20 protein-coding genes and 1 riboswitch are annotated in these 21409 nt (G+C 75.1%); of the genes, 9 read left to right on the top strand and 11 right to left on the bottom strand.

The features are described 5' to 3' along the window. The first annotated feature begins 38 nt into the window (after positions 1–38). From ACFRAR_RS13250 to ACFRAR_RS13230, 5 genes are all read left to right on the top strand, one after another. The gene (locus tag ACFRAR_RS13250; protein ID WP_380697871.1) at positions 39–971 is read left to right on the top strand and encodes an ATP-binding cassette domain-containing protein; all 933 of its coding nucleotides are present in this window, start codon (positions 39–41) and stop codon (positions 969–971) included. Positions 972–975: 4 nt separating this feature from the next. Further along, complete coding sequence (locus tag ACFRAR_RS13245; RefSeq protein WP_380697869.1) at positions 976–1884, top strand: hypothetical protein; 909 nt, start codon at positions 976–978, stop codon at positions 1882–1884. 204 nt (positions 1885–2088) lie between these two features. Then, entirely contained in the window at positions 2089–2247 is a 159-nt protein-coding gene (locus ACFRAR_RS13240) for a hypothetical protein (RefSeq protein ID WP_380697867.1), read from the top strand. A gap of 132 nt (positions 2248–2379) precedes the next feature. Further along, positions 2380–3543 carry a cupin domain-containing protein gene (locus ACFRAR_RS13235; RefSeq protein WP_380697865.1) on the top strand — a complete coding sequence of 388 codons (1164 nt, stop codon included), beginning with the start codon at positions 2380–2382 and terminating at the stop codon, positions 3541–3543. Positions 3544–3687: 144 nt separating this feature from the next. Beyond that, positions 3688–5478: an ABC transporter ATP-binding protein gene (locus ACFRAR_RS13230; protein ID WP_380697863.1), complete on the top strand. Its 1791-nt coding sequence runs from the start codon at positions 3688–3690 to the stop codon at positions 5476–5478. Here the strand turns inward: ACFRAR_RS13230 and ACFRAR_RS13225 are convergent. The 6 genes from ACFRAR_RS13225 to ACFRAR_RS13200 form a co-directional block, all read right to left on the bottom strand. Continuing rightward, complete coding sequence (locus ACFRAR_RS13225) at positions 5453–6289, bottom strand: ECF transporter S component (protein WP_380697861.1); 837 nt, start codon at positions 6287–6289, stop codon at positions 5453–5455. The two genes, ACFRAR_RS13230 and ACFRAR_RS13225, sit on opposite strands and share 26 nt — an antisense overlap. After that, entirely contained in the window at positions 6286–7887 is a 1602-nt protein-coding gene (locus ACFRAR_RS13220) for an ABC transporter ATP-binding protein (protein WP_380697859.1), read from the bottom strand. Before ACFRAR_RS13220 ends, ACFRAR_RS13225 begins: the two co-directional genes overlap by 4 nt. After that, entirely contained in the window at positions 7884–8993 is a 1110-nt protein-coding gene (locus ACFRAR_RS13215; protein ID WP_380697857.1) for an energy-coupling factor transporter transmembrane protein EcfT, read from the bottom strand. The genes ACFRAR_RS13220 and ACFRAR_RS13215 overlap by 4 nt, the downstream gene beginning before the upstream one ends. Positions 8994–9053: 60 nt before the next feature. Then, positions 9054–9695, bottom strand: a complete 642-nt coding sequence (locus ACFRAR_RS13210) for an SCO2322 family protein (protein WP_380697855.1) — start codon at positions 9693–9695, stop codon at positions 9054–9056. Positions 9696–9853: 158 nt separating this feature from the next. Continuing rightward, entirely contained in the window at positions 9854–11089 is a 1236-nt protein-coding gene (locus tag ACFRAR_RS13205; protein WP_380697853.1) for a prenyltransferase/squalene oxidase repeat-containing protein, read from the bottom strand. 109 nt (positions 11090–11198) lie between these two features. Then, positions 11199–11282: riboswitch (cobalamin riboswitch) on the bottom strand. A gap of 136 nt (positions 11283–11418) precedes the next feature. Beyond that, entirely contained in the window at positions 11419–12051 is a 633-nt protein-coding gene (locus ACFRAR_RS13200; RefSeq protein ID WP_380697851.1) for a TetR family transcriptional regulator, read from the bottom strand. Between the two features lie 233 nt (positions 12052–12284). On the opposite strand from ACFRAR_RS13200, the gene ACFRAR_RS13195 reads away from it, so the two are divergent. The 3 genes from ACFRAR_RS13195 (at position 12285) to ACFRAR_RS13185 (ending at position 15464) form a co-directional block, all read left to right on the top strand. Beyond that, positions 12285–13595, top strand: coding sequence for a glycosyltransferase family 4 protein (locus ACFRAR_RS13195; RefSeq protein WP_380697849.1), 1311 nt, complete (start codon positions 12285–12287; stop codon positions 13593–13595). A gap of 67 nt (positions 13596–13662) precedes the next feature. Then, positions 13663–14406 (top strand): class I SAM-dependent methyltransferase, encoded by a 744-nt coding sequence (locus ACFRAR_RS13190; protein ID WP_380697847.1) that lies wholly within the window; start codon positions 13663–13665, stop codon positions 14404–14406. Then, positions 14403–15464 (top strand): prenyltransferase, encoded by a 1062-nt coding sequence (locus tag ACFRAR_RS13185; RefSeq protein ID WP_380697845.1) that lies wholly within the window; start codon positions 14403–14405, stop codon positions 15462–15464. The genes ACFRAR_RS13190 and ACFRAR_RS13185 overlap by 4 nt, the downstream gene beginning before the upstream one ends. Before the next feature lie 85 nt (positions 15465–15549). Here ACFRAR_RS13185 and ACFRAR_RS13180 read toward each other — a convergent pair whose 3' ends face one another. The 4 genes from ACFRAR_RS13180 to ACFRAR_RS13165 form a co-directional block, all read right to left on the bottom strand. After that, positions 15550–16440 (bottom strand): hypothetical protein, encoded by an 891-nt coding sequence (locus tag ACFRAR_RS13180; RefSeq protein WP_380697843.1) that lies wholly within the window; start codon positions 16438–16440, stop codon positions 15550–15552. A gap of 214 nt (positions 16441–16654) precedes the next feature. After that, positions 16655–17698 (bottom strand): N-acetylmuramoyl-L-alanine amidase, encoded by a 1044-nt coding sequence (locus tag ACFRAR_RS13175; RefSeq protein ID WP_380697841.1) that lies wholly within the window; start codon positions 17696–17698, stop codon positions 16655–16657. A 7-nt stretch (positions 17699–17705) separates the two neighbouring features. Then, complete coding sequence (locus ACFRAR_RS13170) at positions 17706–18884, bottom strand: hypothetical protein (protein ID WP_380697839.1); 1179 nt, start codon at positions 18882–18884, stop codon at positions 17706–17708. Positions 18885–19016: 132 nt separating this feature from the next. Next, positions 19017–19673: a class I SAM-dependent methyltransferase gene (locus ACFRAR_RS13165; RefSeq protein WP_380697837.1), complete on the bottom strand. Its 657-nt coding sequence runs from the start codon at positions 19671–19673 to the stop codon at positions 19017–19019. Between the two features lie 196 nt (positions 19674–19869). On the opposite strand from ACFRAR_RS13165, the gene ACFRAR_RS13160 reads away from it, so the two are divergent. After that, a complete protein-coding gene (locus tag ACFRAR_RS13160; RefSeq protein ID WP_380697835.1) occupies positions 19870–20952 on the top strand; it encodes an alcohol dehydrogenase catalytic domain-containing protein in 1083 nt (360 codons plus the stop codon). 112 nt (positions 20953–21064) lie between these two features. Here ACFRAR_RS13160 and ACFRAR_RS13155 read toward each other — a convergent pair whose 3' ends face one another. Next, positions 21065–21238, bottom strand: a complete 174-nt coding sequence (locus ACFRAR_RS13155; RefSeq protein ID WP_380697833.1) for a hypothetical protein — start codon at positions 21236–21238, stop codon at positions 21065–21067. Positions 21239–21409 lie beyond the last annotated feature (171 nt).

Here is a 21409-nt window from a genome sequence, read left to right as displayed (position 1 = left end):
TCGACGTACCGGACGCGATGACCCGAAACGAGGAATGGATGATCACCACAACCGAGCTGACGAAACGTTACGGAAAGTCCCTCGCGCTCGACCGGCTCTCGGTGGAGGTGAGGCCCGGCCGGGTGACCGGCTTCCTGGGGCCGAACGGGGCGGGCAAGTCGACCACGCTGCGGCTGGTCCTCGGCCTCGACACGGCCACCTCCGGATCGGCCGTCATCGGCGGCCGTCCCTACCGTGCGCTGCGCCGCCCACTGCACCAGGTCGGAGCCCTGCTCGACGCCGGGGCCGTCCCCGGAGCCCTGAGCGGCTACCACCACCTGTCGGCGCTCGCGCGCGGCAACGGCATCGGCCGCTCGCGCGTGTGGGAGGTCCTCGAAGAGGTCGGCCTGTCCGCGGCCGCCCGCAAGCGGACCGCCGGCTACTCCCTGGGCATGAAGCAGCGGCTCGGCATCGCCGCCGCCCTGCTCGGGGATCCGCCCGTGCTCATCTTCGACGAGCCGGTCAACGGCCTCGACCCGGAAGGCATCCGCTGGATCAGGCTGCTGTTCCGCCGACTCGCCGCCGAGGGGCGGACCGTGCTCGTCTCCAGTCATGTGATGAGCGAGATGGAGAACACCGCCGATCATCTGATCGTCATAGGCCGGGGTCGTCTGATCGCCGACACCGGCATGGCGGAGTTCATCGACCGGGGCTCCGCCGGGAGCTCGGTCACGGTCCGGACCCCGCACGGGGCCGATCTCGAACGGGCCCTCGCCGAGGCCGGCGCCCGCACCCAAGGCCGTGCGGACGGGGCGATCGAGGTGACCGGACTGACGGCCCCGCAGATCGGGGACCTCGCCCTCGCCCGGGGAATCGCGGTCCACGAACTCACCCCGCGTTCGGCCAGCCTGGAGGAGGCGTTCATGGACCTCGCCTCGGACGCGGCCGAGCACACCGGCCGCCCCGCCACCGGCGCACGAGCGGAGGGCTGAGACCATGACCACGGACAGCCGAACGGACAGCCGAACGGACAGCCGCGCGGTCCGGGACCGCGCCGACAGCACCGCCCCCGCCGCCGACACCACCGCCCCCGCCGACAGCATCGCCCCCGCCGCCACCGGCGACAACCGCTTCAAGCGCGCCGCCGACCTGCTCGCCGCCGAATGGATCAAGCTGGCCGCGGTCCGGTCGACCTGGGTGATCATCGCCCTGGGGCTGTTGGGATCCATCGGGACCACGCTCCTGCTCGACAACACCACGGTGGACAAGTGGGACCACTACGAGCCCGCCGAGCGAGCCGCCTTCGACCCGCTGGCCGCCTCCTTCGGCGGCTTCGCGCTGCTCCAGCTCGCCATGATGGCGGTCGGATCCCTCACCCTGGGCAGGGAGTACTCCAGCGGGCTGATCAGGACGACCTTCACCGCCGCACCGGGCCGCCGCGCCGTCCTCGCGGCCAAGGCCGCCGTGGTCGGCTGCCTCACGGCGGGGGTCGGCGCCGCCGCCTCCCTGACGGCGTTCACCATCAGCCAGGCCATGTTCTCGGAGAAGCACTTCGGCCTCTCCGTCACCGCCCCGGGCGCCCTGCGCGCGATCGCCGCGAGCTCGCTCCACCTCGCCGGGGTCGCCCTGGTCGGACTGGCCCTGGCCGGCCTGCTGCGGCACGGCGCGGGGGCCGTCACCGCCTGCTTCGGGTTCCTCTTCCTGGCGCCGCTCTTCCTGCACGGCGACCGCGGTTGGCCCCTGCGGGTCCACCAGGCGCTGATGGACAGCGCACTGCGCCACCTCATCGTCAGCCAGCCGGACCGCCACGGGCCGTCCACCCCGGCGGCCTGGGCCGTCCTGCTGGTCACCCCGCTCGTCCTGCTCGCCGCGGCGGCGGTGTCGGCCCACCGCAGGGACGTCTGACCCGACCGGGACCGGAGGTCGACCTGCGGACCGGAGGCCGGTGTACGGGCCGGAAGCCGGTGTACGGGCCGGAGGACCGGCACCCTCCGCCGGAAGTCTGCCGCCGAGTCTGCCGGAGAGATCTCCTGGTCACGCCACCACCGCCGCGAAAGACTCCGGACGAACGGTCGGAAGCACGTCCCACCAACAGAAGGAGGCTCACCGATGTCGACATCCCTCAACCCGGCGGACATCACCGTCGTCCGCCCGGTCGCCACCCCGATCGCCAAGCACGACCCGAGCAGGGGCAGCGACGACAACGACACCAACAACTCGGGCGGCTGGGACTCCTACCCGTTCGGCCAGTACGACGACCGCGACTGATCCAGGTCCGGCCGGTTCGACCGTAGTTCGAAAATCCGTGAGGTGACTCGCCCGATGACGACTCCTGCGGATCAGGGAAAGGCCGCGTCCAGCGCGCGGCCTTTTTCTGATCTCTCCGATCTGATCCACCCCGTGACCGTGGAGGAATTCCAACGGGACTACTGGGAGAAGAAGCCGCTCTTCATCCGGCGGGACGATCCGGCGTACCACCGCCGGCTCCCGACACTGGACGACGTGGACGACATCCTGGCCCTGTCCAGGGTGACCCTCGAAGGCGTCCGGGTGGTGATCGAGGGCAAGGAGACACCGGTCGCCGAGCTGGGTGCGGTGCAGGGCTGGAACGGGACCACGAACGCGCTGGAAGCGCTCTACGAGCGGTACCGCAACGGTTCGACGATCGTCGTCAACGCCCTCGAAGGGCGCTGGGAGCCGCTGGCGCGGCTGGCCGCGCAGCTGGGTGCGGAGACGAACTGCCGGTTCCAGATGAACCTCTACCTCACGCCCGCCGGCAACCAGGGGTTCACGCCCCACTACGACACCCACGACGTCTTCATCGCCCAGGTGCACGGCACCAAGACCTGGAGACTGCACGGAGCCCCGTACCCGCTGCCGCTGCGCACCCAGCCCTTCGACCGCTCCGGGAGCGGGCCCGACGGGCCGGTGGAGGAGATCGAACTGCGCCCGGGCGACCTCCTGTACCTGCCGCGCGGCACCATCCACTCGGCCACCGCCAACGAGACCGCCTCGGTCCACGTGACGATGGGAGTCCACCCGGTCATCTGGTCCCAGATGATCGCCGACGCGGTCCGGGACGTGTGCGAGGGTGACGCCCGCTTCCGCGAGGGGCTCCCGCTGGGCTTCGCGGTGGACGGCGCCCTGCCGCAGGAGGTGGAGAAGCGTTTCGCCGAACTGGTGGACGTGCTGCACGACTCGCTGTCCGCCAAGACCATGGTCGCCGAATCGCTCAAGCGCGCCGCCTCCATCGGCCACCCGCAGCTGCGCCACCACCTCGTGGACCTGGAACTGGAGAGGGCGGACGGGGTCGACGGCGGCACCCGGACGGCCAGCCGCCCGGGGACGCGGTGGAACCTGACGGTGGACGAGGGCCAGGTGCGCCTGGACTTCAACAACAAGACCGTCCGGTTCCCCGCACACGTGGCGGCCGAGGTCCGGTACGTCGCCGAGCACGCCGGTGCCGGCCTGACCGCGGACGGCATCCCCGGCGACCTCGACGGGCCGGGCCGCCTGGTGCTGGTGCGGACCCTGCTGCGGGAAGGCTTCCTCACGCTGGCCTGACCGTCCGACGTCCGTCCCGTCCCGTCCCGTCCGGCTCCGGCCCCGGACGGGACGCGTCACCACGGCCCCGGCCGGGACGGTCACCACGGCCCCGGGCCCGCCGGAAGAGCCCCGTGACGGCATCGAACCCAGGAGAACAGCCCGTTGGACGCGAACGAGACGCCGAAGGCGACAGTCCCCGACGTGTCGCTACGGCGGGTGGCCCGGCTCTTCCGGCCCTACCGCGGCCGGATGGCCCTGGTCTGCGCCCTGATCCTGGGCTCCTCGCTGGCGGCCCTCGCCCCGCCCTTCCTGCTCCGGCAGATCCTCGACACGGCACTGCCGCAGGGCCGGACCGGCCTGCTCACCGGGCTGGCGGCCACCATGCTCGGCCTGGTCCTGCTGTCCAGCGCGGTCGGCGTCCTCCAGTCCTACCTGTCGCTGACGGTCAGCCAGGCCGTGATGGACGACCTCCGCAAGGCCGTCTACACCCACCTCCAGCGGATGTCGCTGGCCTTCTTCACCCGAACCCGCAACGGTGAGGTGCAGTCCCGGATCGCCAACGACATCGGCGGCATGGGATCGAGCGTGACCAACATCCTCACCGGCGTCGTCGGCAACGTGACCACCCTGGTGGCCAGCCTCGTCGCGATGCTCGCGCTGGACTGGCAGCTGACGATCGTGTCCCTGCTGATCCTTCCGCTGTGCGTCTGGATCAGCCGCAAGGTCGGCGAGGAACGCCGGGCCGTGGTGCTCGAACGCCAGCAGCAGCTGGCGACGATGGCCACCCTCGTCGAGGAGTCGCTCTCGGTCAACGGCTTCCTGCTCGGCCGGGTGATGGGGCGCACCGCGACGCTGAACAACGAGTTCGCCGGCCAGTCCCGGATCCTCGCGGACCTGACCGTCAGGTCCGCGCTGTCCGGCCGGTGGCGGCAGTCCGCGGTGCAGGTCATCATGGCCGCCATGCCGGTCGCCATCTACTGGACCGCCGGCCTCACCGGCGACCAGGGCCGGCCCGCGCTCTCCGTCGGCACCCTGGTGGCCTTCACGACCGTCCAGCAGGGACTGTTCGGGCCGACCGTCTCACTCCTCCAGGTCGGCATCAGCCTCCAGAGTTCCTACGCCCTGTTCGAGCGGGTCTTCGAGTACCTCGACCTGCCGGTCGAGGTCGCCGAACCCGCGCGCCCCGTCACGGCGGGGCCCGTCCGCGGCCACATCCGCTTCGAGGGCGTCGACTTCTCCTACGGCGAGGAGCGGATCCTCCACGGGATCGACCTCGACCTGCCCCCCGGTGGCCGGCTCGCCGTGGTCGGCGCGACCGGCGCCGGGAAGACCACGCTCGGCTACCTGGTGCCCCGCCTCTACGACGCCACCGCCGGCCGCGTCACGATCGACGGGGTCGACGTCCGGGACCTCGGCTTCGCCGACCTCGCCGACCAGGTCTGCGTCGTGTCCCAGGACACCCACCTCTTCCACACGACCGTCACCGACAACCTGCGCTTCGCCAAGGTCGGGGCGTCGGACGAGGAGATCGTGGCGGCCGCCCGGGCCGCCCAGATCCACGACCTCATCGTCGGCCTGCCGGAGGGCTACGACACCATCGTCGGGGAGCGCGGCCACCGCTTCTCCGGCGGTGAGAAACAGCGGCTGGCCATCGCGCGGGCGATGCTGCGCAACCCGCCGGTCCTGGTCCTCGACGAGGCGACCAGCGCGCTGGACACCCACACCGAACGCGCGGTCCAGGAGGCCCTCGACACCCTGTCGGCCGGCCGGACGACGATCACCATCGCCCACCGGCTGTCGACCATCCGGTCCGCCGACGAGATCGTCGTCCTCGACCGCGGGCGGATCGTCGAACGCGGCACCCACGACGAACTCCTGGCCCACGACGGCCGGTACGCCCACCTGCTCCGGGTCGGCGGCCCGGGCCTCACGGCTCCGGCGGCCGGAAGGTGACCGGGGCGTCGAAGGCGGCGCGGCGGGTGGTCCGGCGCAGCGCGCGCAGCACGGGGGTGCCGAGGGTGAGGCACAGCACCACGGTGAGCGCCGCCCGGGGGAGGTCCCAGCCCAGGGACGTGGTCAGGCAGTAGGCGGCGAAGCGGACCAGGTTGGCGGGCAGCGGGTCGCCGGGGACGAAGGAGACGGAGCCGGCCAGGCCGCCGATGTACGGCCAGCCCTGGAGGTTCATGATCGTGCCGTACAGCAGGGACGCGACGGCCCCGTATCCCGCCAGCAGCAGGAGTTCGCGGCGCCCGCGCAGCGAGGAGGCCCCCGGCAGCAGCCCGGCGCCCAGGCAGACCCACCCCATGGCGAGCATCTGGAACGGCAGCCACGGCCCGACCCCGCCGGTGAGCAGCGCGGACGCGAACATCGACAGCGAGCCGAGTACGAAGCCGAAGCCGGGCCCGAGCACCCGCCCGGACAGCACCATCAGGAAGAACATCGGCTCCAGCCCCGCCGTGCCCGCGCCGAGCGGCCGCAGCGCGGCGCCCGCCGCCGCCAGCACCCCCAGCAGGGCCACGGACTTGGCGTCCAGGCCGGGCGCGCCGCCGCCCGCCGAGCGGCCCTCGGAGATCTGCGCGATGACGACGGCGAGGAGCAGCGGGAGCAGCAGCGCGAACAGCCACGGCGCGTCCGCCGAGTGGCCGACCAGCGCCGACTTCGTGGAGGCGAGCAGCGGCCAGCCGAACGCGGCGACGCCGACGAAGGAGACGGACAGCAGTGCCGCGACGGACCGGCGCCCGAGCGGGACGGGACGGCTGCTCATGCGTTCAGCGCCTCCGCGACCTGTCCGACGGTGAGCCACGGCCCGGGCGCCAGCACCTTGGCGACCTGCGGGGCGAACGCGGGGGAGGAGACCACCACCTCGGCGGTCGGCCCGTCCGCGACGATCTCGCCCTCGGCCAGGATCACCGTGCGGTGGGAGAGCTCGGCGGCCAGCTCGACGTCATGGGTGGCGAGCAGCACCGCGTGGCCCTCGGCGGCCAGCGAGCGCAGGATCTCCACCAGCCGGGCCTTGGCCGCGTAGTCGAGACCGCGGGTCGGCTCGTCCAGGAGCAGCAGCGGGGGCCGGGCGGTGAGCACGACGGCGAGGGCGAGGGTGAGCCGCTGGCCCTCGGAGAGGTCGCGCGGGTGGGTGCCGTCGGCGATGCCGGGCAGCAGGCGCTCGACGAGCGCGCGGCAGGTGTCCGCGGGGGCGCCCGCGTCGGCGTCCGCCGCGGCGCACTCGGCGGCGACCGACTCGCCGTACAGCAGGTCGCGCGGGTCCTGGGGGACGAGGCCGACCTCGCGGATCAGCTCGGCGGGGCGGGTGCGGTGCGGGGTGCGGCCGCCGACCCGGACGCTGCCGGAGGCCGGGGTGTGCAGGCCGACCAGGCTGCCCAGCAGGGTGGACTTGCCGGCGCCGTTGCGGCCCATCAGGGCGGTGATCTCGCCGGGGTGGAGGGAGAGGTCCACGCCGCGCAGGGCCGGGACGGGGCCGCGGCGGACGGCGAGGCGGTCGGTGGTGGCGATCGGCTCGGCGGCGGGGGGAGCGAGCGGAGCCGGCGCCCGGCCGTCGAGGTCGGCGCGCAGCGGGGCGGCCTTGCGGCGCGCGTCGCGGACCGAGAGCGGCAGCGGCCGCCAGCCCGCGAGCCGGCCGAGGCCGACCACCGGCGGGTGCACCGGGGAGTGCGCCATCACCTCGGCCGGCTCGCCGAGGACGGGCGGGGCGCCGGGGGTGAGCAGCAGCACCTGGTCGGCGTACTGGACGACCCGTTCGAGCCGGTGCTCGGCCAGCAGCACGGTGGTGCCGAGGTCGTGCACCAGCCGCTGGAGGACGGCCAGCACCTCCTCGGCCGCGCCCGGGTCGAGCGCCGAGGTGGGTTCGTCCAGGACCAGCACGCGCGGGTGCACGGTGAGCACCGAGCCGATCGCGACGCGCTGCTGCTGGCCGCCGGAGAGGGAGTTCAGCGAGCGGTCGCGCAGGTCGGCGAGGCCGAGCAGGTCGAGCGTCTCCTCGACCCGGCGGCGCATCACGTCGCCGGGCAGGCCCAGGGACTCCATGCCGTAGGCGAGTTCGTCCTCCACCGTGTCGGTGACGAAGTGCGCCGGCGGGTCCTGTCCCACCGTGCCGACCAGGTCGGCGAGGTCACGCGGCCGGTGCTCGCGGGTGTCCCGGCCGCCGACGGTGACCCGGCCGTGCAGCACCCCGCCGGTGAAGTGCGGCACCAGGCCGCTGACCGTCCCCAGCAGGGTGGACTTGCCGGAGCCGGACGGGCCCACCAGCAGGCAGAGTTCGCCCTCGGGGACGGTGAGGTCGACACCGTCGAGGGCGGGTGCGGCGGAGTCCGCGTACCGGACGGAGACCTGCTCGAAGGTGATCACGATGCCCTCCGGGGCGGGGTCGGGGCGGCGAACGCCGGTATCAGGCCGAGCAGGGCGGTCAGGACGGCGGCCAGTGGCAGCGCCGGGAGGGTGGGCGGGACGACGGTGGGGGCGAAGGCGGCCGGGTCCCGGGTGGCCAGGTAGGTGGTGAGGGCGGCCACGGCCGCGCCGGAGCCGGCGGTCAGCCACTCGGGGATCGCCCAGGGGTCGGGCCGGTAGCGGGATCTGACGGACCGTCGGTTGCCGAGCAGCAGTCCGGCGGAGGCGGCGGCCAGGCCGATCAGCAGCACCGGCAGTGCCCAGCCCGCGCCGTCGGCCGTCAGCAGCCCGTACGCGGCCAGGCAGACCCCGAGCAGGCCGGCCAGGGTGAGTGCGGCGGTCGCCCGGGCGAGCCGGCGCGGGACGTCGGCGGTGCGGCCGAAACCCCGGGTGTCCATCGCGGCGGCCAGCGCGATGGACCGCTCCAACGCGCCCTCCAGCACCGGGAGTCCGACGCTCAGCACGGCGGCGATCCCCTTGTCGCCGCGGCCGCGCAGGCGGCGTGCGGCGCGCAGCCGGCGGACGTCCGCCACCAGGTTCGGGGCGAAGGTCATCGCCACCACGACGGCGACGCCCGCCTCGTAGAGCGCGCCGGGCAGCGCCCGCAGCAGGCGGGCCGGGCTGGCCAGCGAGTTGGCGGCGCCGACGCAGATCAGCAGGGTGGCCAGCCGCAGCCCGTCGTAGAGCGCCGCGAGCAGCCCCTCCACGGTGACCCGGCCGCCGATCCGCACGCCCTGCGCCCAGGCGGGCAGCGGGAGTTCGGGCAGGGTGAACAGCACGTGGGTGCCGGGGACCGGGGAGCCGAGGAAGACCGCGAACACCAGCCGGATGCCGAGCACCAGCAGGCCGAGGCGCAGGAACGCCCCGTACGACCGCGACCAGGGAGCGTCGCCGCGCCGGGCCGCGACCACGTACCCGGCGACGGCGGCGAGCAGCAGCAGGATCGCCGGGTTGGTGGTGCGGGTGGCGGCAGCGCCCAGCCCGAGCGCCCACAGCCACCAGGCCCCGGGGTGCAGTTGGCGGGGGCCGGTGGGCGGCCGGGTGCTACGGGCGGCGGTGCTGCTCACGGTTGGTCGTCCAGAGGTGGGGACTGGGTGGGGGCTGGTGGGTGGGCGCTGGGCGGGGGATCAGGGGCGACGGCGGCGGCGCGCCTGCCAGACGGCGCCGCCGACGAGGACGGCGACCAGCGCGCCACCGGCGATCAGGCCGACGTCCGGGCCGCTGCCGTGGTCGGCGGACCGGGTGGCTCCGTTGTCCGGTGCGGCCGGGCCCGCCGCGCCGGCCTGTTCGCCGCAGCCCGCCTTCGGGTAGCCGGCGATGGCGCACAGCAGACCGTTGGTGTCGTAGCGCAGCGGCGGCGCGACGGCGGCCAGCACCTCGGCCGAGCTGGCCCGGGGCGTGACGCTGGCGCAGGCCGTGCGCTGCTCGGGCACCGCGGCGGCGGACGAACCGGCGTCCTCGGCGGTCCCGAAGTCCAGCACGACGGCCACCCGCTTGTGGCCCTCCTGGGCGGGGGTGGCCGCGCAGATGTCGGCGAAGCTCCCGGCCGTCCGCGGCTTCGCGGTGTCCTGCCCGCCGTCCGGGCTCAGGGTGAACCGCCACCCGTCGACCGCGCCGTCCGGGGGCACGGCGACGGCGGGCCCCTGCTGCTGGAACGTCCAGCCGCCGCCCTCGACGCCGCGCCAGAACGCCCAGTACCGGTACCCGGCTGCCTGGGCCGGCGCGGCGGAGGCGAGCAGCAGCACAGCCCCGAGGAGGGGGAGGAGCACGGCGGCGAGGGCGGTCGAGGGCCACCGGCCGCGAGGCCCGGCGGCCCGACCCGGGGCCGAGGCGGCCCGGCCCGGGAGCGCGGTGCCCCGGCCCGGGGCCGAGGTGGGCCGGGGCGAGACGGCCCGGGAGGCGGGGGCGGGACGGGAGTCGCGGCGCATCAGAGGTGGGCGTTGCGCTTGCGCTGGAGGCTGAGGAGCAGGCCGCCGCCGACGCCGATGAGCAGGCCGACGCCGATCAGCCAGTACTGGCCGATGCCGCCGTCCTTCTTCTTCGCGGGGGCGGTCGCGGTGGCGGAGGCGTCGGTGGCCTTGGGCGCCGGGCCGAGGGCGGTGAGCTGCCCGGTCAGGGCGGCGGTGTCGCGGTGGGCGGCCTGGGAGACCAGCAGCAGGGTGGCGGTGGCGCCGGCGTCGGTGCCGCCCTTGGTCCAGGTGGCGCCCTCCTTGGCGAGCCAGTCGACGGTGCCGGCGGCCTGCTGGGGGTGGCCGCTCTGGGTGAGGGCGAGGGCGGCCCAGGCGGTCGCGGTGTAGTCGGGCTTCGGCTCGGCGCCCGGGGTGACGAGGTCGAGGTGGCCGCCGTTCGCCGCGAGCCGGGCGGCGAGGTAGGCGCCGACGGCCTCGCCGGAGTCCGCGTGCGAGACCGGGGCCGGCGCGGCCGGGGCGTCGGAGGCGCAGACGAGGGCCTTGGGCGCGGCGTCGGCGCGCACCGAGGAGGCGACCGGCAGGTGCCCGCCGACGGCGGCGAGCGCGGCCTGACCGCTGGCCAGGGCGTTCGGGTCGAGGGCGCCGGCCGTGCCGGGCTGGTAGGCGAAGGCGCCGCGCTGGTCGGCGGGGGCCGCGCAGCCGAGCTGGAACAGGGCGAGCCCGTCGAAGGCGGACTTGCCGGCCTTGGCGACGCCCGCCGGGTCCGCCTTGGCGGCGAACAGCGCGTTGACGGCGAGCCCGGTGGAGTTGGCGTCGCCCGGGTTGCCCGGGTTGAAGGCCCAGCTGCCGTCGGCGTTCTGGTTGGCCTTGAGCCAGGCGACGCCCTTGTCGACGGCGTCCTGGTGGCCGCCGAGGGCGATTAGGGCCTGGATGGCGGCGGCGGTGGCGTTGCTGTCCTCGAACGTGGTGTCGCAGGCCGCGCCGGCCGCCCGGTAGGAGAGCCAGCCGCCGTCCTCGCACTGCTGGCCGGTGAGCCAGCCGACCGCCGAGTCGGCCGGGGTGACCTTGGCCGCCGTCAGGGCGGTGAGCGCCAGCGACTGCCGCCAGACGCCGTCGTACGTCGGGTCGCTCTTGCCGTACAGGCCGTCCGGGATGACGGGGGACGGGACGTCGGCCAGGGCCGGTCCGGCGGCGACGCCGGTGAGCAGTGCGGCGGTCAGGGCGGCGGCGCCCAGGCGGGCGGCGGTCAGCATGGTGCGGGTGTGCCTTTCGGTGAGCGGTGGTGGGCCCGGGCGGGGGCCGTTCCGTAGTCCTCGACGGTGCCGTACGGAGTGCGTCCGGGCGGGCCGCTCGTGCCTCCCCGGGTGCTCCGACTCGTCCGGGCGGCCGAGCGCGGCGCCGGACTCACGGCTGCGGGGTCGGCGCCGGATTCGCACCGGCTTTCCCCGGGGGAGGAACGGGATGGAGTTGTGCTGCCCGTCGACTCTAGCCGCCGGAGCGCACGAGCGGTCCGACCGCGGCAGGAACAGGTTCCAGTCCGGGCCGGGCGGGCGGACGGCTCGCGGCAGGGCGGGCGGACGGCTCAGGGCAGGGTGAGCAGCCGGGCCGCGGTGTGCAGGTCGGCCCGTACCTCGGCGATCGAGGCGCGTCCGGAGAGCCAGGCGACCAGCGCCGAGTGCCAGGTGTGCTCGATCACCCGCACCGCCGCGCGCTGGCTCTCGGTGGGCGGCCCGGACTGGCCGATCGCGTCCAGGATGAGCTGCCCGGTGGCCGCGCTGACCTGGTCCACCTCGGCCCCGACCGAGCGGTCCGCGAAGGACAGCGCCCGGACCATCGCCTCGGCGAGCAGCGGTTCGCGCTGGAGCGCGTGGAAGGCCCGGGTGAGGGTGTCGGCGACCCGCGGCGCCGGTTCGGGGTCGGTCGGCGGGTGCCGCCGGATGTGCTCGTGGAGGCCCTGCAACTGCTCCAGCATCACCGCGACCAGCAGGTGCACCTTGGAGGGGAAGTAGCGGTAGAGCGTGCCGAGGGCGACCTGCGCGCTCTCCGCGACCTCCCGCATCTGCACCGCCTCGTACCCGCCCCGCACCGCCAGCGCGGTGGCGGCGCGCAGGATGCGCCGGCGCCGTTCGGCCTGCCGCGCGGTCAGCGGCGGCTCGCCCGCGGCCCGGAGGGTCGGCGGGGCCGGTGGCGGAATCGGACGAGAGGGCGGCGGCAAGGGTGCTCCCGGGCGGGCGAGAGTGGCGGCGTGCTCCACATGGTCGGCAGGATTCGGCGTGGCGGGAATCACCAGCCCTGCCTCCTGAGGAAAAGCTACGGGCCGGTATCTTCGAGGTCTCTCATTGTTCACGTGGTCGATCACGAGTTCCCCAGCCACTGGAACCTGATCTACTTTAGCGACCGGACGATGCGTCCGGCAGCACAGACAGCAGCCAGAGAAGAGGGCCCAGGATGACCGCGCAGCCGCTGCGGATTGCCCTGCTTTCGTACCGCGGGGATCCCTTCTGCGGCGGCCAGGGCGTGTACGTACGGCACCTCTCCCGCGAGCTGGCCAGGCTGGGCCACCACGTGGACGTGATCGGCGCGCAGCCGTACCCGGTGCTGGACGCGGTCGAAGGACCCGGCTCGGTGCGCCTGGTCGAGCTGCCCAGCCTGGACCTCTACCGCGCCGACGACCCCTTCCGCACCCCCGCCCGCGACGAGTTCCGCGGCCCGGTGGACCTGCTGGAGTTCGCCACCATGCGCACCGGCGGCTTCCCCGAGCCGCTCACCTTCTCGCTGCGCGCCCGCCGCCACCTGGCCGCCCACAAGGGCCGCTACGACGTGGTGCACGACAACCAGACCCTCGGCTACGGCCTGCTGGGCCTGGCCCGGCACGGCTTCCCGCTGGTCACCACGATCCACCACCCGATCACCGTGGACCGGCAGCTGGAGCTGGACGCCGCCACCACCCGGGGAAAGCGGCTGTCGCTGCGCCGCTGGTACGCCTTCACCCGGATGCAGCGCCGGGTCGCGGCCCGGCTGGACCGCGTGATCACCGTCTCCGGCACCTCGCAGCGAGAGATCGCCGAGCACCTGGGCGCGGCGCCGGACGCGATCTCGGTGGTGCCGATCGGCGCCGACACCCGGCTCTGGTCGCCGTCCGACGCGGTGGCCCGGGTCCCGGGCCGGATCGTCACCACCTCCAGCGCGGACGTCCCGCTCAAGGGCCTGGTCTTCCTGGTCGAGGCGCTGGCCAAGGTCCGCGCCGAGCGGGACGCCCACCTGGTGGTGGTCGGCAAGCCGCAGAAGGAGGACGGCCCGGTGGCCGAGGCGGTGCGCCGCTTCGGGCTGGCCGGGCACATCGAGTTCCGCAGCGGGCTGACCGACCGGGAGCTGGTCGACCTCTACCGCTCGGCCGAGGTGGCCTGCGTCCCCTCGCTGTACGAGGGCTTCTCGCTGCCCGCCGCCGAGGCGATGGCCACCGGCACCCCGCTGGTCGCCACCACCGGCGGGGCGATCCCCGAGGTGGCCGGCCCGGACGGGGAGACCTGCCTCGCGGTGCCGCCGGGGGAGGCGGACGCGCTGGCCGGCGCGCTCGGCCGGCTGCTGGACGACCCGGAGCTGCGGGCCGCGCTCGGCACGGCCGGGCGGGAGCGGGTGCTGGCCCGGTTCACCTGGGAGCGGGCCGCCGAGCTGACCGCCGAGGCGTACCGCGCGGCGATCGCCACCGGCGCCGGCGCCCGGGCCCGCTCGGGGCCGGGCTGGCGGTACGTCGCCTAGTTGCCGTCCCGGCGCAGGTGACGAAGCGTCAAGAACGCTTGGTAGCAAAAGGAATGGGAGTCCTGTAGTGCTGACCGTCGATTTCTCGCGCTTCCCGCTCGCCCCCGGCGACCGGGTGCTCGACCTGGGCTGCGGCGGGGGCCGGCACGCGTTCGAGTGCTACCGCCGCGGTGCCGACGTGATCGCCCTCGACCAGAACGCCGAGGAGATCGCCGAGGTCAAGAAGTGGTTCGCGGCCATGGAGCAGGCCGGTGAGGCCCCCGAGGGCGCGTCGGCGGTCGCGATGGAGGGCAACGCGCTGGCGCTGCCGTTCGAGGACGAGTACTTCGACAAGATCATCATCTCCGAGGTGATGGAGCACATCCCGGACGACAGGGGCGTGCTCGACGAGATGTTCCGGGTCCTCAAGCCCGGCGGCCTGCTCGCCGTCACCGTGCCGCGCTGGCTGCCCGAGAAGATCTGCTGGACGCTGTCCGACGAGTACCACGCGAACGAGGGCGGCCACATCCGGATCTACCGGGGCGACGAGCTGCTCGGCAAGCTCAAGGACGCCGGCCTGGAGCCGTACGGCACCCACCACGCGCACGCCCTGCACTCGCCGTACTGGTGGATCAAGTGCGCGGTCGGCGTCGACAACGACAAGGCGCTGCCGGTCAAGGCCTACCACCAGCTGCTGGTCTGGGACATCGTCGGCACCCCGGTGATCAGCACCCTCACCAAGGCCGCCGAGCGGGCCCTCAACCCGGTCATCGGCAAGAGCTTCGTCGCGTACGCCGCCAAGCCCAACCGCGCGCCGGGCGGGTCGGCATGAACGCCGCCGTCCCCGAGGTGCTGCTGCTCGACGGGGTGCTCGACGCCGAGCAGGCCGCCGACACCGTACGCAGCATCCTGGCCGAGCAGCGCCCCGACGGCGCCGTGCCGTGGTTCGCCGGCCACCACCTCGACCCCTGGGACCACACCGAGGCCGCGATGGCCCTCGACACGGCAGGCGAGCACGCCGCCGCCGAGGCCGCCTACCGCTGGCTCGCCGCCGCCCAGAACCCGGACGGCTCCTGGTACGCCGCCTACACCGACGGCGCGGTCACCGACCGGGCCAAGGAGAGCAACTTCTGCGCGTACATCGCGGTCGGGGTCTGGCACCACCACCTCAGCACCGGCGACGACACCTTCCTGGAGTGGATCTGGCCGGTCGTCCGGCGCGCGCTGGACTTCATCGTCGCGCTGCGGCTGCCCGGCGGCCCGATCGCCTGGCGGGTGGACGAGGACGGCGCCGCCACCGACGAGGCGCTGCTCACCGGCTCGTCCAGCATCCTGCACGCGCTGCGCTGCGGCCTGGCCATCGCCGACTACCTGGAGGAGCCGCAGCCCGACTGGGAGCTCGCGGCCGGGTGGCTGGGGCACGCCGTGGCGCACCACCCCGAGCGGTTCCTGGACAAGGGCCGCTACTCGATGGACTGGTACTACCCGGTGCTCGGCACCGGCCTGCGCGGCGAGGCGGCGCTGGAGCGGATCGAGCGGGACTGGGAGCGCTTCGTCGTCCCCGGCCTCGGCGTGCGCTGCGTCAGCGACCGCCCGTGGGTGACCGGCGGGGAGAGCGCCGAGCTGGCGCTCGCGCTCTGGGCGATCGGCCAGTCCGACCGCGCGGTGGACATCCTGCGCTGGATCCAGAAGCACCTGCGGCACGAGGACGGCTCGTACTGGACCGGGTACGTCTTCGAGGACGACGCGATCTGGCCGGAGGAGCGCACCACCTGGACGGCCGGGGCGCTGCTGCTCGCGGTGGCCGCGCTCGGCGGGGACCCGGCGACGGTCGCGGTCTTCGGCGGTGAGCAGCTGCCCGCCGGACTGGTGGTCGAGGACTGCTGCTGAGGCGGGGCACGACGAAGGGGCGGGGCACGACGAAGGGGCGGGACCGGAGAACCGGTCCCGCCCCTTCCGTGTCCGCCCGAGGGCGTCAGCCGCGCTGGATGCCCGTGGTGTCGGCCAGCACGCCCTGGCTGCCGTCCGGCAGCTGCGCCACCAGCGCGGTGCCGCGCTGCTCGACGGCCAGGTACCAGGTGCCCGGCACGACCTCGCCGACCGGGGCGCCGGCCGGGTTGTCCTTCGGGGCCAGCTGGCGCGGGGCCGGGACGGCGAACCAGAACGGCTGGAAGTCCGCCGCCGGGGCGGGCGCCGGCTGGGCGGCCTGGGCCGGCTGCGGGGCCGGGGCGGCGTCGTGCGGCTGGGCGGCCGCCCCCTGCGGGACGGGCTGGGGCTGGCCGGCGCCCGGGTAGCCGTAGCCGCCCTGGCCGCCGAACGCCGGGTCCTGGACCTGGGTCGGGTAACCGTACTGGCCGGGCGCGCCCTGCTGGCCCGGGTAGCCGTACTGGCCGGGGGCGGCCGCCGGGCGGTCGGTGACCAGCGGGGCCTTCAGCGCGGGCACCAGGGGGCTCGCGGCGGCCGCGCCGGCCATCACGACCAGGGCGATGACACCCAGCCAGGCGCCGAAGCCGTGGCCGAAGCTGCCGGCGGACGGGCCGCCGCCGAGCGACCAGACCGAGGTCCACAGCGCCGCGGCGGCGAACGCGATGCCCCACTGGTCCAGCCGCAGGCCGAGCACCTGGCGGGTGGCGGCGGCCGGGCCCTGGAAGCGCTGCACCAGGATCAGCACGGCGGCGACGATGCCCAGCAGGTAGATCGAGGGCAGGACGGGGAAGAGTTCGGTGCTCCACGCGTTCTGCGAGGTGCTCCCGCAGTACCGGCCGCTGCAGTCCACGGTCCAGTAGGGCAGGAAGGAGGCGATGAAGAGCAGGACGGCCCCGCCTGCGACGGCGGCGTCTCCCCTGGTGAGAGCGCGCAGATTCACTAACGTTCCCCTCGTTGACGTGTCGTGGTCGGTGGTTCGCGCGGTCGGGCTGACCGGCCGAAACTCCCGAACGGACCAGAAGCCTAGGCCCAACCGTCCCACCGGTGCACGGCGGGCTCGGGAATGGGGCGAAGTCGTTGCAAACCACGCGGTCCGGGCGGAACGCCGCCCACCGCGGGTGCGCGGCCCAACTCCGGTGTCCCGCTTCGGTCTTCTACTGGGCCGTCAGGAACGCGGTCAGCGCGTCGGCGATCCCCTGGGCCGCCTGCTGGCGCCACTGAGGGTCCGTCATCCGCTTCGCGTCCGCCGGGTTGCGCATGTTACCGCACTCGATGAACACCTTGGGGGCGGTGGAGAGGTTGAGACCGCCCAGGTCGGAGCGGGTGTCCAGGCCGTCCTTGGCGATGTAGTCCGCGTACGGCTCACCGGTCGCGGTGTGGAACCGGTCGCGCAGCAGGAGGCCGAGCCGGTGCGAGGGTTCGACGATCGCCGCGTTGTCCGCCTTCCCGGCCACCACCCTGGCGGGCATGATGACGTGGAACCCGCTGCCGCCCGCCGGGCCGCCGTCCCCGTGCACCGAGACCACGGCGTCGGCCCGCGCGTCGGCGCCCGCGCGGGCGCGTTCGTCGATGCACGGGCCCCAGGGGCGGTCACCGTCCTGGGTGAGCACCACGGTGGCGCCCCGGGCGGTCAGGATGGCGCGGGCCCGGCGGGAGACGTCCAGGGTGTACTCGGCCTCGGTGTAGCCGGCGTTGGTCTCGGTCCCGGTGGTGTCGCACTCCTTGCGGGCGTTGCCGATGTCCACCTGACGGTTGATCTGGGCGGTGTGCGCGGAGTTGCCGGGGTTGTGGCCGGGGTCGAGCAGGACGGTGCGGCCGGCCAGGCCGGCCGGCCCGGCGGCGGGGGCGGCGGGGGCGGCGGGAGCGGTCGGAGTGGCCTGGGCCTCGCCCTGGGTCTCGGCCTGGTCCTCGGTCGGAGTCCCGGCCCGGGGCTCGGCCGGAGCGGGGGTCCCGGGTTCGGCCCCGGTGGTCGGCGGTGGTGTGCCGGGAGGGGTGAGGGGTGTGTCGGAGGCGGTCCCGGCCGGGGCCGGCCCCGCGGTCGCGGTGGCCGGGGCCGCCGTGGCGCCCGTCGGGTCGGAGTGGTCGAGGGCCCGCCAGCCGAGCCAGCCCGCCGTGCAGAGCGGAACGGCCACCGCCGCCGCGGTGGTGGCGCGCAGCAGGGCGGAGCGGCGGGGCGGGCGAGGGGCGGAACCGGGCACTGGGCGGTCAGATCCTGTCCGAGGTGGGCGGGGTGATGCCGTAGGCGGTCGCGATCGGCTTCCACTTGTTCAGGAAGTCCGCCTTCGCCTGGGTGGCCTGGGGGTTGAGCTCGTCCGCGTGCTTCTTGTCGGCGGTGGACGGCGCCCGGCCGGAGCAGCCCTGGGTGGCGACGGCGCGCGCCCAGGCGGCGTACGCCCGGTCGACGTCCGCGGACAGCTGCCAGGCGGACTTGAGCGAGTTCACCGCGTCCGCGCCACCCGGCAGGTCCGAGACGCTCAGGGCGGCGAGCTTGGTCAGCAGACCGTCGCGCTGGGAGGCGCCGCTGTCGAAGACCTGCGCCGCGGCCTCGATGTCGGTCTTCGACGGGCAGCTGCTGACCTTGGCGACGGCGTTGCTGATCGAGGCCCTGGCGTTCTCGCCGTCGGTGAGCAGGCCGTCCAGCGCCTGCGCCTGGGACTTGGCGTTGGGGCCGGCGGCGGTCGCGTTCGGGGCCGGGGTGGTGGCGGACGTGGCCGGGGCGCTCGCGCTCGGGGCGGCGTCCGTACCGGTGGGCGCGGGGACGGGCGGCAGGTTCTCCGAGCCCGTCGCCGGGGCGGACGCCGGGGCGGGGGCGGGCGCGGCCTGGGCGTCCTTGTCGCCGTCGCCGCGGACGGCGAACAGCAGGCCGCCGCCGATCGCCAGCACCAGGAGCAGGGCGAAGCCGATCAGCAGCGGGGTCCGGCGGTTGGCCGGGCGCTCCTCGTCCTCCCCGGGGCCGGTCGGGTAGTCGGGCCGGGCGCCGTACGGGGGCAGCGGCGGGGCGGCTGGCGGCTGCGGCGGGTAGCCGTAGCCGGGGGTCGGCGGGCCCGGGTGGGAGGGGAACGGCGGGGCGGCCGGGGACGGCGGGGGCGCGACGGGGGACAGCCGGGCGGTCGGCGGATCGTCGTCGGGAGCGTCGGAGAGGTAGGGGCGGGCGCCCAGCGGCGGGCCCTGGTCGCCGACGGCGCCGGGCGCGGGCGGCTGGGACCCGAACGGCTGGGGCGTCGACGGCTGGGACCCGAACGGCTGCGGCGCGGCGGGTGCCCCGGCCGCCTCCGGGCCGGGACCGCCGTCGGCAGGGCGCTGCGGGCCGCGCACCCAGCCGCCGGCGCCGCCGCGCGCGGTGGGGTCCCAGACCGCCGGAGCGCTGTTCTGCTGGTCCGTCATGTCGCTGCTGGCCCCCACCGTCCGCCGATGCTCTGCCTGGTGCTGCGCGCCACCGTACCGTTCGAACCCCAGCCCGACAGCCCCGGCACGACGTTAGGGCATCGGCGCGGGGCGGTGGGGAGCGGCCGGGGCCTACCGGGCGGCGCGGCGCAGGACGCGCAGGGAGCCGGTCACCGCGACCTCCTCGAAGCCCTCGTCGAGCGCCCGCAGGTACACCCGGTACGGAGCCTGGCCGCCGTCCGCCGGGTCCGGGAAGACGTCGTGCACCACCAGCAGGCCCTCCGGCGCCAGGTGCGGCACCCAGCCCTCGTAGTCGCCGCTCGCGTGCTCGTCGGTGTGGCCGCCGTCGATGAAGACCAGGCCGAGCGGGCGCCCCCAGAGCGCGGCGATCCGCGGCGAGCGGCCGACCAGCGCCACCACGTGCTCCTCCAGCCCGGCGGCGCGCAGGGTGCGGCGGAAGCGCGGCAGGGTGTCCATCAGCCCGACCTCGGGGTCGACCAGGCTCGGGTCGTGGTACTCCCAGCCGGGCTGCTGCTCCTCCGAGCCGCGGTGGTGGTCGACGGTCAGCGCGACCGTCCCGGCCTCCCGGGCCGCCGCCGCGAGCAGGATCGCCGAGCGGCCGCAGTAGGTGCCGATCTCCAGCACCGGCAGCCCGGTGGTCCGGGCCGCCGTCAGCGCCGCCGCGTACAGCGCGAGCCCCTCGTCCAGCGGCATGAAACCGGTGGCCGACTCGAACGCCGCCAGCACCTCGGGTGCCGGGGCCGCGGCCTTCTCCAGCAGGTCGGACATGCGGTGCTCCTCGGGACGGGGTGTGGGCGGACGTGCACGGACCCTACTCGACGGTAGTGGGTGCCGCCGCGCCGGGACCGCGGGCGTCCGCGCCGCCCGCCGGAGGTGGAACGCGTTCTAGTCGCGCGCCGCCGCCCGTGCCAGAATCGGCGCGACCGCCGATCCGAGGCACACCAGGCACCCCGGGAGCAGCACCATGCGCGCAGCCGTCCTGCACAAGACCGGCCAGGAGACCCTCGACGTCCGCGAGGACGTGACGGCGATCGGCTTCGGACCGGGCACCGTACGGGTCCGGATGCGCGCGGCCAGCCTCTGCCACTCGGACCTCTCCGCGATGAGCGGTGTGCTGCCCCAGCCCGCGCCGTTCGTCCCCGGGCACGAGGGCGCCGGCGACGTGGTGGAGGTCGGCGAGGACGTCACCGGCCTCGCCGTCGGAGACCGGGTGGTGCTCTGCTGGATGGCCCCGTGCGGCCGCTGCGACCACTGCCTGCGCGACCGCGGCCACCTGTGCGTCGCCAGCCTGCGCGGCCTCGGCGCCCCGGGCTTCCGGATCGCGGAGGGCGGGCTGAGCGCCTCCGGCTTCTACGGCACCGGGGCCTTCGCCGAGGAGGTCGTGGTCGCGGCGAACGCCGCCATCAAGGTGCCCGCCGACCTCCCGTACGAGGCCGCCGCGCTGATCGGCTGCGGGGTGACCACGGGCATCGGCGCCGCCGTCAACACCGCCCGGGTCGAGCCCGGCGCCTCGGTCGCGGTGATCGGGGCGGGCGGGGTCGGCGTGGCCACCGTGCAGGGCGCCCGGGTCTGCGGCGCCGGACGGATCACCGTGGTCGACCCGGTGGCCTCGCGCCGCGAACGCGCCCTGGCCTTCGGCGCCACCGAGGCGCTCGCGCCCGAGGAGCTGAAGGCGGCGGCGAAGAAGCTGCCCGGCGGCGGCTTCGACTACGTCTTCGAGGCGGTCGGCCGCGCGGCCACCGTCCGGGCCGGCTACGAGGCCGCCCGGCGCGGCGGCGCGGTGGTGGTGATCGGCGCGGGCGCGCAGGACGACCTCGCGCACTTCACCATGGGCGAGCTGTTCTTCAACGAGAAGCGCCTGCTGCCCTCGCTCTACGGCGGGGCGACCGTGGCGCGCACCATCGGGCTGGTCGTGGACCTCTGGCGGGCCGGGCGGATCGACCTCGACGGCATGGTCACCCACCGGGTGGGGCTCGCGGAGGTCAACGAGGCGCTCGCGCAGATGCGCGGCGGGGAGGCGCTGCGGACGGTCGTGACGATGGGCTGAGGCGCCTCACGATGGGCTGAGGCGCCTCGGCGGGGCGTACGGACACACGGCGAGGGCCCGTGGGGAGAGGAGGTGCTCTCCCCACGGGCCCTCGTGGGTCGTACCGGTGTGGTCAGCCCCGCGCCCCGGCCGCGCGGTGGCGGCCGTGCGGGTCGGTCTCCGGGTTGTCGTCGGCGGCGGAGCCACCGCGGTGGCGGCCGTGCGCGGCGGCGTCCTTGGCCGTCTTCTCGTCGGCGTCGGTCCCGGTAACCGCGGGTCCGGTGGTGTCGGTGAGGGTGTCGGACATGAGAATCGTCTTTTCCGTGCGGAGGGTGCAGGTCATCGGCGCCCGGCCGGCGCGGGTGGCGCACGGCCCGGTCCCCGATCGGGCGCTCGGTACGCGCCCGTAGCCGGTGATCGCGGCCCGCCCCGGCCACCGTAACGGCCGGGACGGACGAGATCCTATGCGAGATCCTGA

It is taken from the genome of Kitasatospora sp. NPDC056651 (assembly GCF_042792155.1).
GTDB lineage: Bacteria > Actinomycetota > Actinomycetes > Streptomycetales > Streptomycetaceae > Kitasatospora.
The sequence above is the reverse complement of the archived record's forward strand: the minus strand, read 5'-3'. Positions and strand labels throughout refer to the sequence as shown.

What these genes read in the sequence shown, in the direction of transcription:
- ACFRAR_RS13155 (WP_380697833.1), bottom strand. Translation starts at nt 21,238, where the DNA reads ATGTCCGACACCCTCACCGACACCACCGGACCCGCGGTTACCGGGACC.
- ACFRAR_RS13195 (WP_380697849.1), top strand. Translation starts at nt 12,285, where the DNA reads ATGACCGCGCAGCCGCTGCGGATTGCCCTGCTTTCGTACCGCGGGGAT.
- ACFRAR_RS13165 (WP_380697837.1), bottom strand. Translation starts at nt 19,673, where the DNA reads ATGTCCGACCTGCTGGAGAAGGCCGCGGCCCCGGCACCCGAGGTGCTG.
- ACFRAR_RS13185 (WP_380697845.1), top strand. Translation starts at nt 14,403, where the DNA reads ATGAACGCCGCCGTCCCCGAGGTGCTGCTGCTCGACGGGGTGCTCGAC.
- ACFRAR_RS13160 (WP_380697835.1), top strand. Translation starts at nt 19,870, where the DNA reads ATGCGCGCAGCCGTCCTGCACAAGACCGGCCAGGAGACCCTCGACGTC.
- ACFRAR_RS13250 (WP_380697871.1), top strand. Translation starts at nt 39, where the DNA reads ATGATCACCACAACCGAGCTGACGAAACGTTACGGAAAGTCCCTCGCG.
- ACFRAR_RS13240 (WP_380697867.1), top strand. Translation starts at nt 2,089, where the DNA reads ATGTCGACATCCCTCAACCCGGCGGACATCACCGTCGTCCGCCCGGTC.
- ACFRAR_RS13245 (WP_380697869.1), top strand. Translation starts at nt 976, where the DNA reads ATGACCACGGACAGCCGAACGGACAGCCGAACGGACAGCCGCGCGGTC.
- ACFRAR_RS13225 (WP_380697861.1), bottom strand. Translation starts at nt 6,289, where the DNA reads ATGAGCAGCCGTCCCGTCCCGCTCGGGCGCCGGTCCGTCGCGGCACTG.
- ACFRAR_RS13205 (WP_380697853.1), bottom strand. Translation starts at nt 11,089, where the DNA reads ATGCTGACCGCCGCCCGCCTGGGCGCCGCCGCCCTGACCGCCGCACTG.
- ACFRAR_RS13170 (WP_380697839.1), bottom strand. Translation starts at nt 18,884, where the DNA reads ATGACGGACCAGCAGAACAGCGCTCCGGCGGTCTGGGACCCCACCGCG.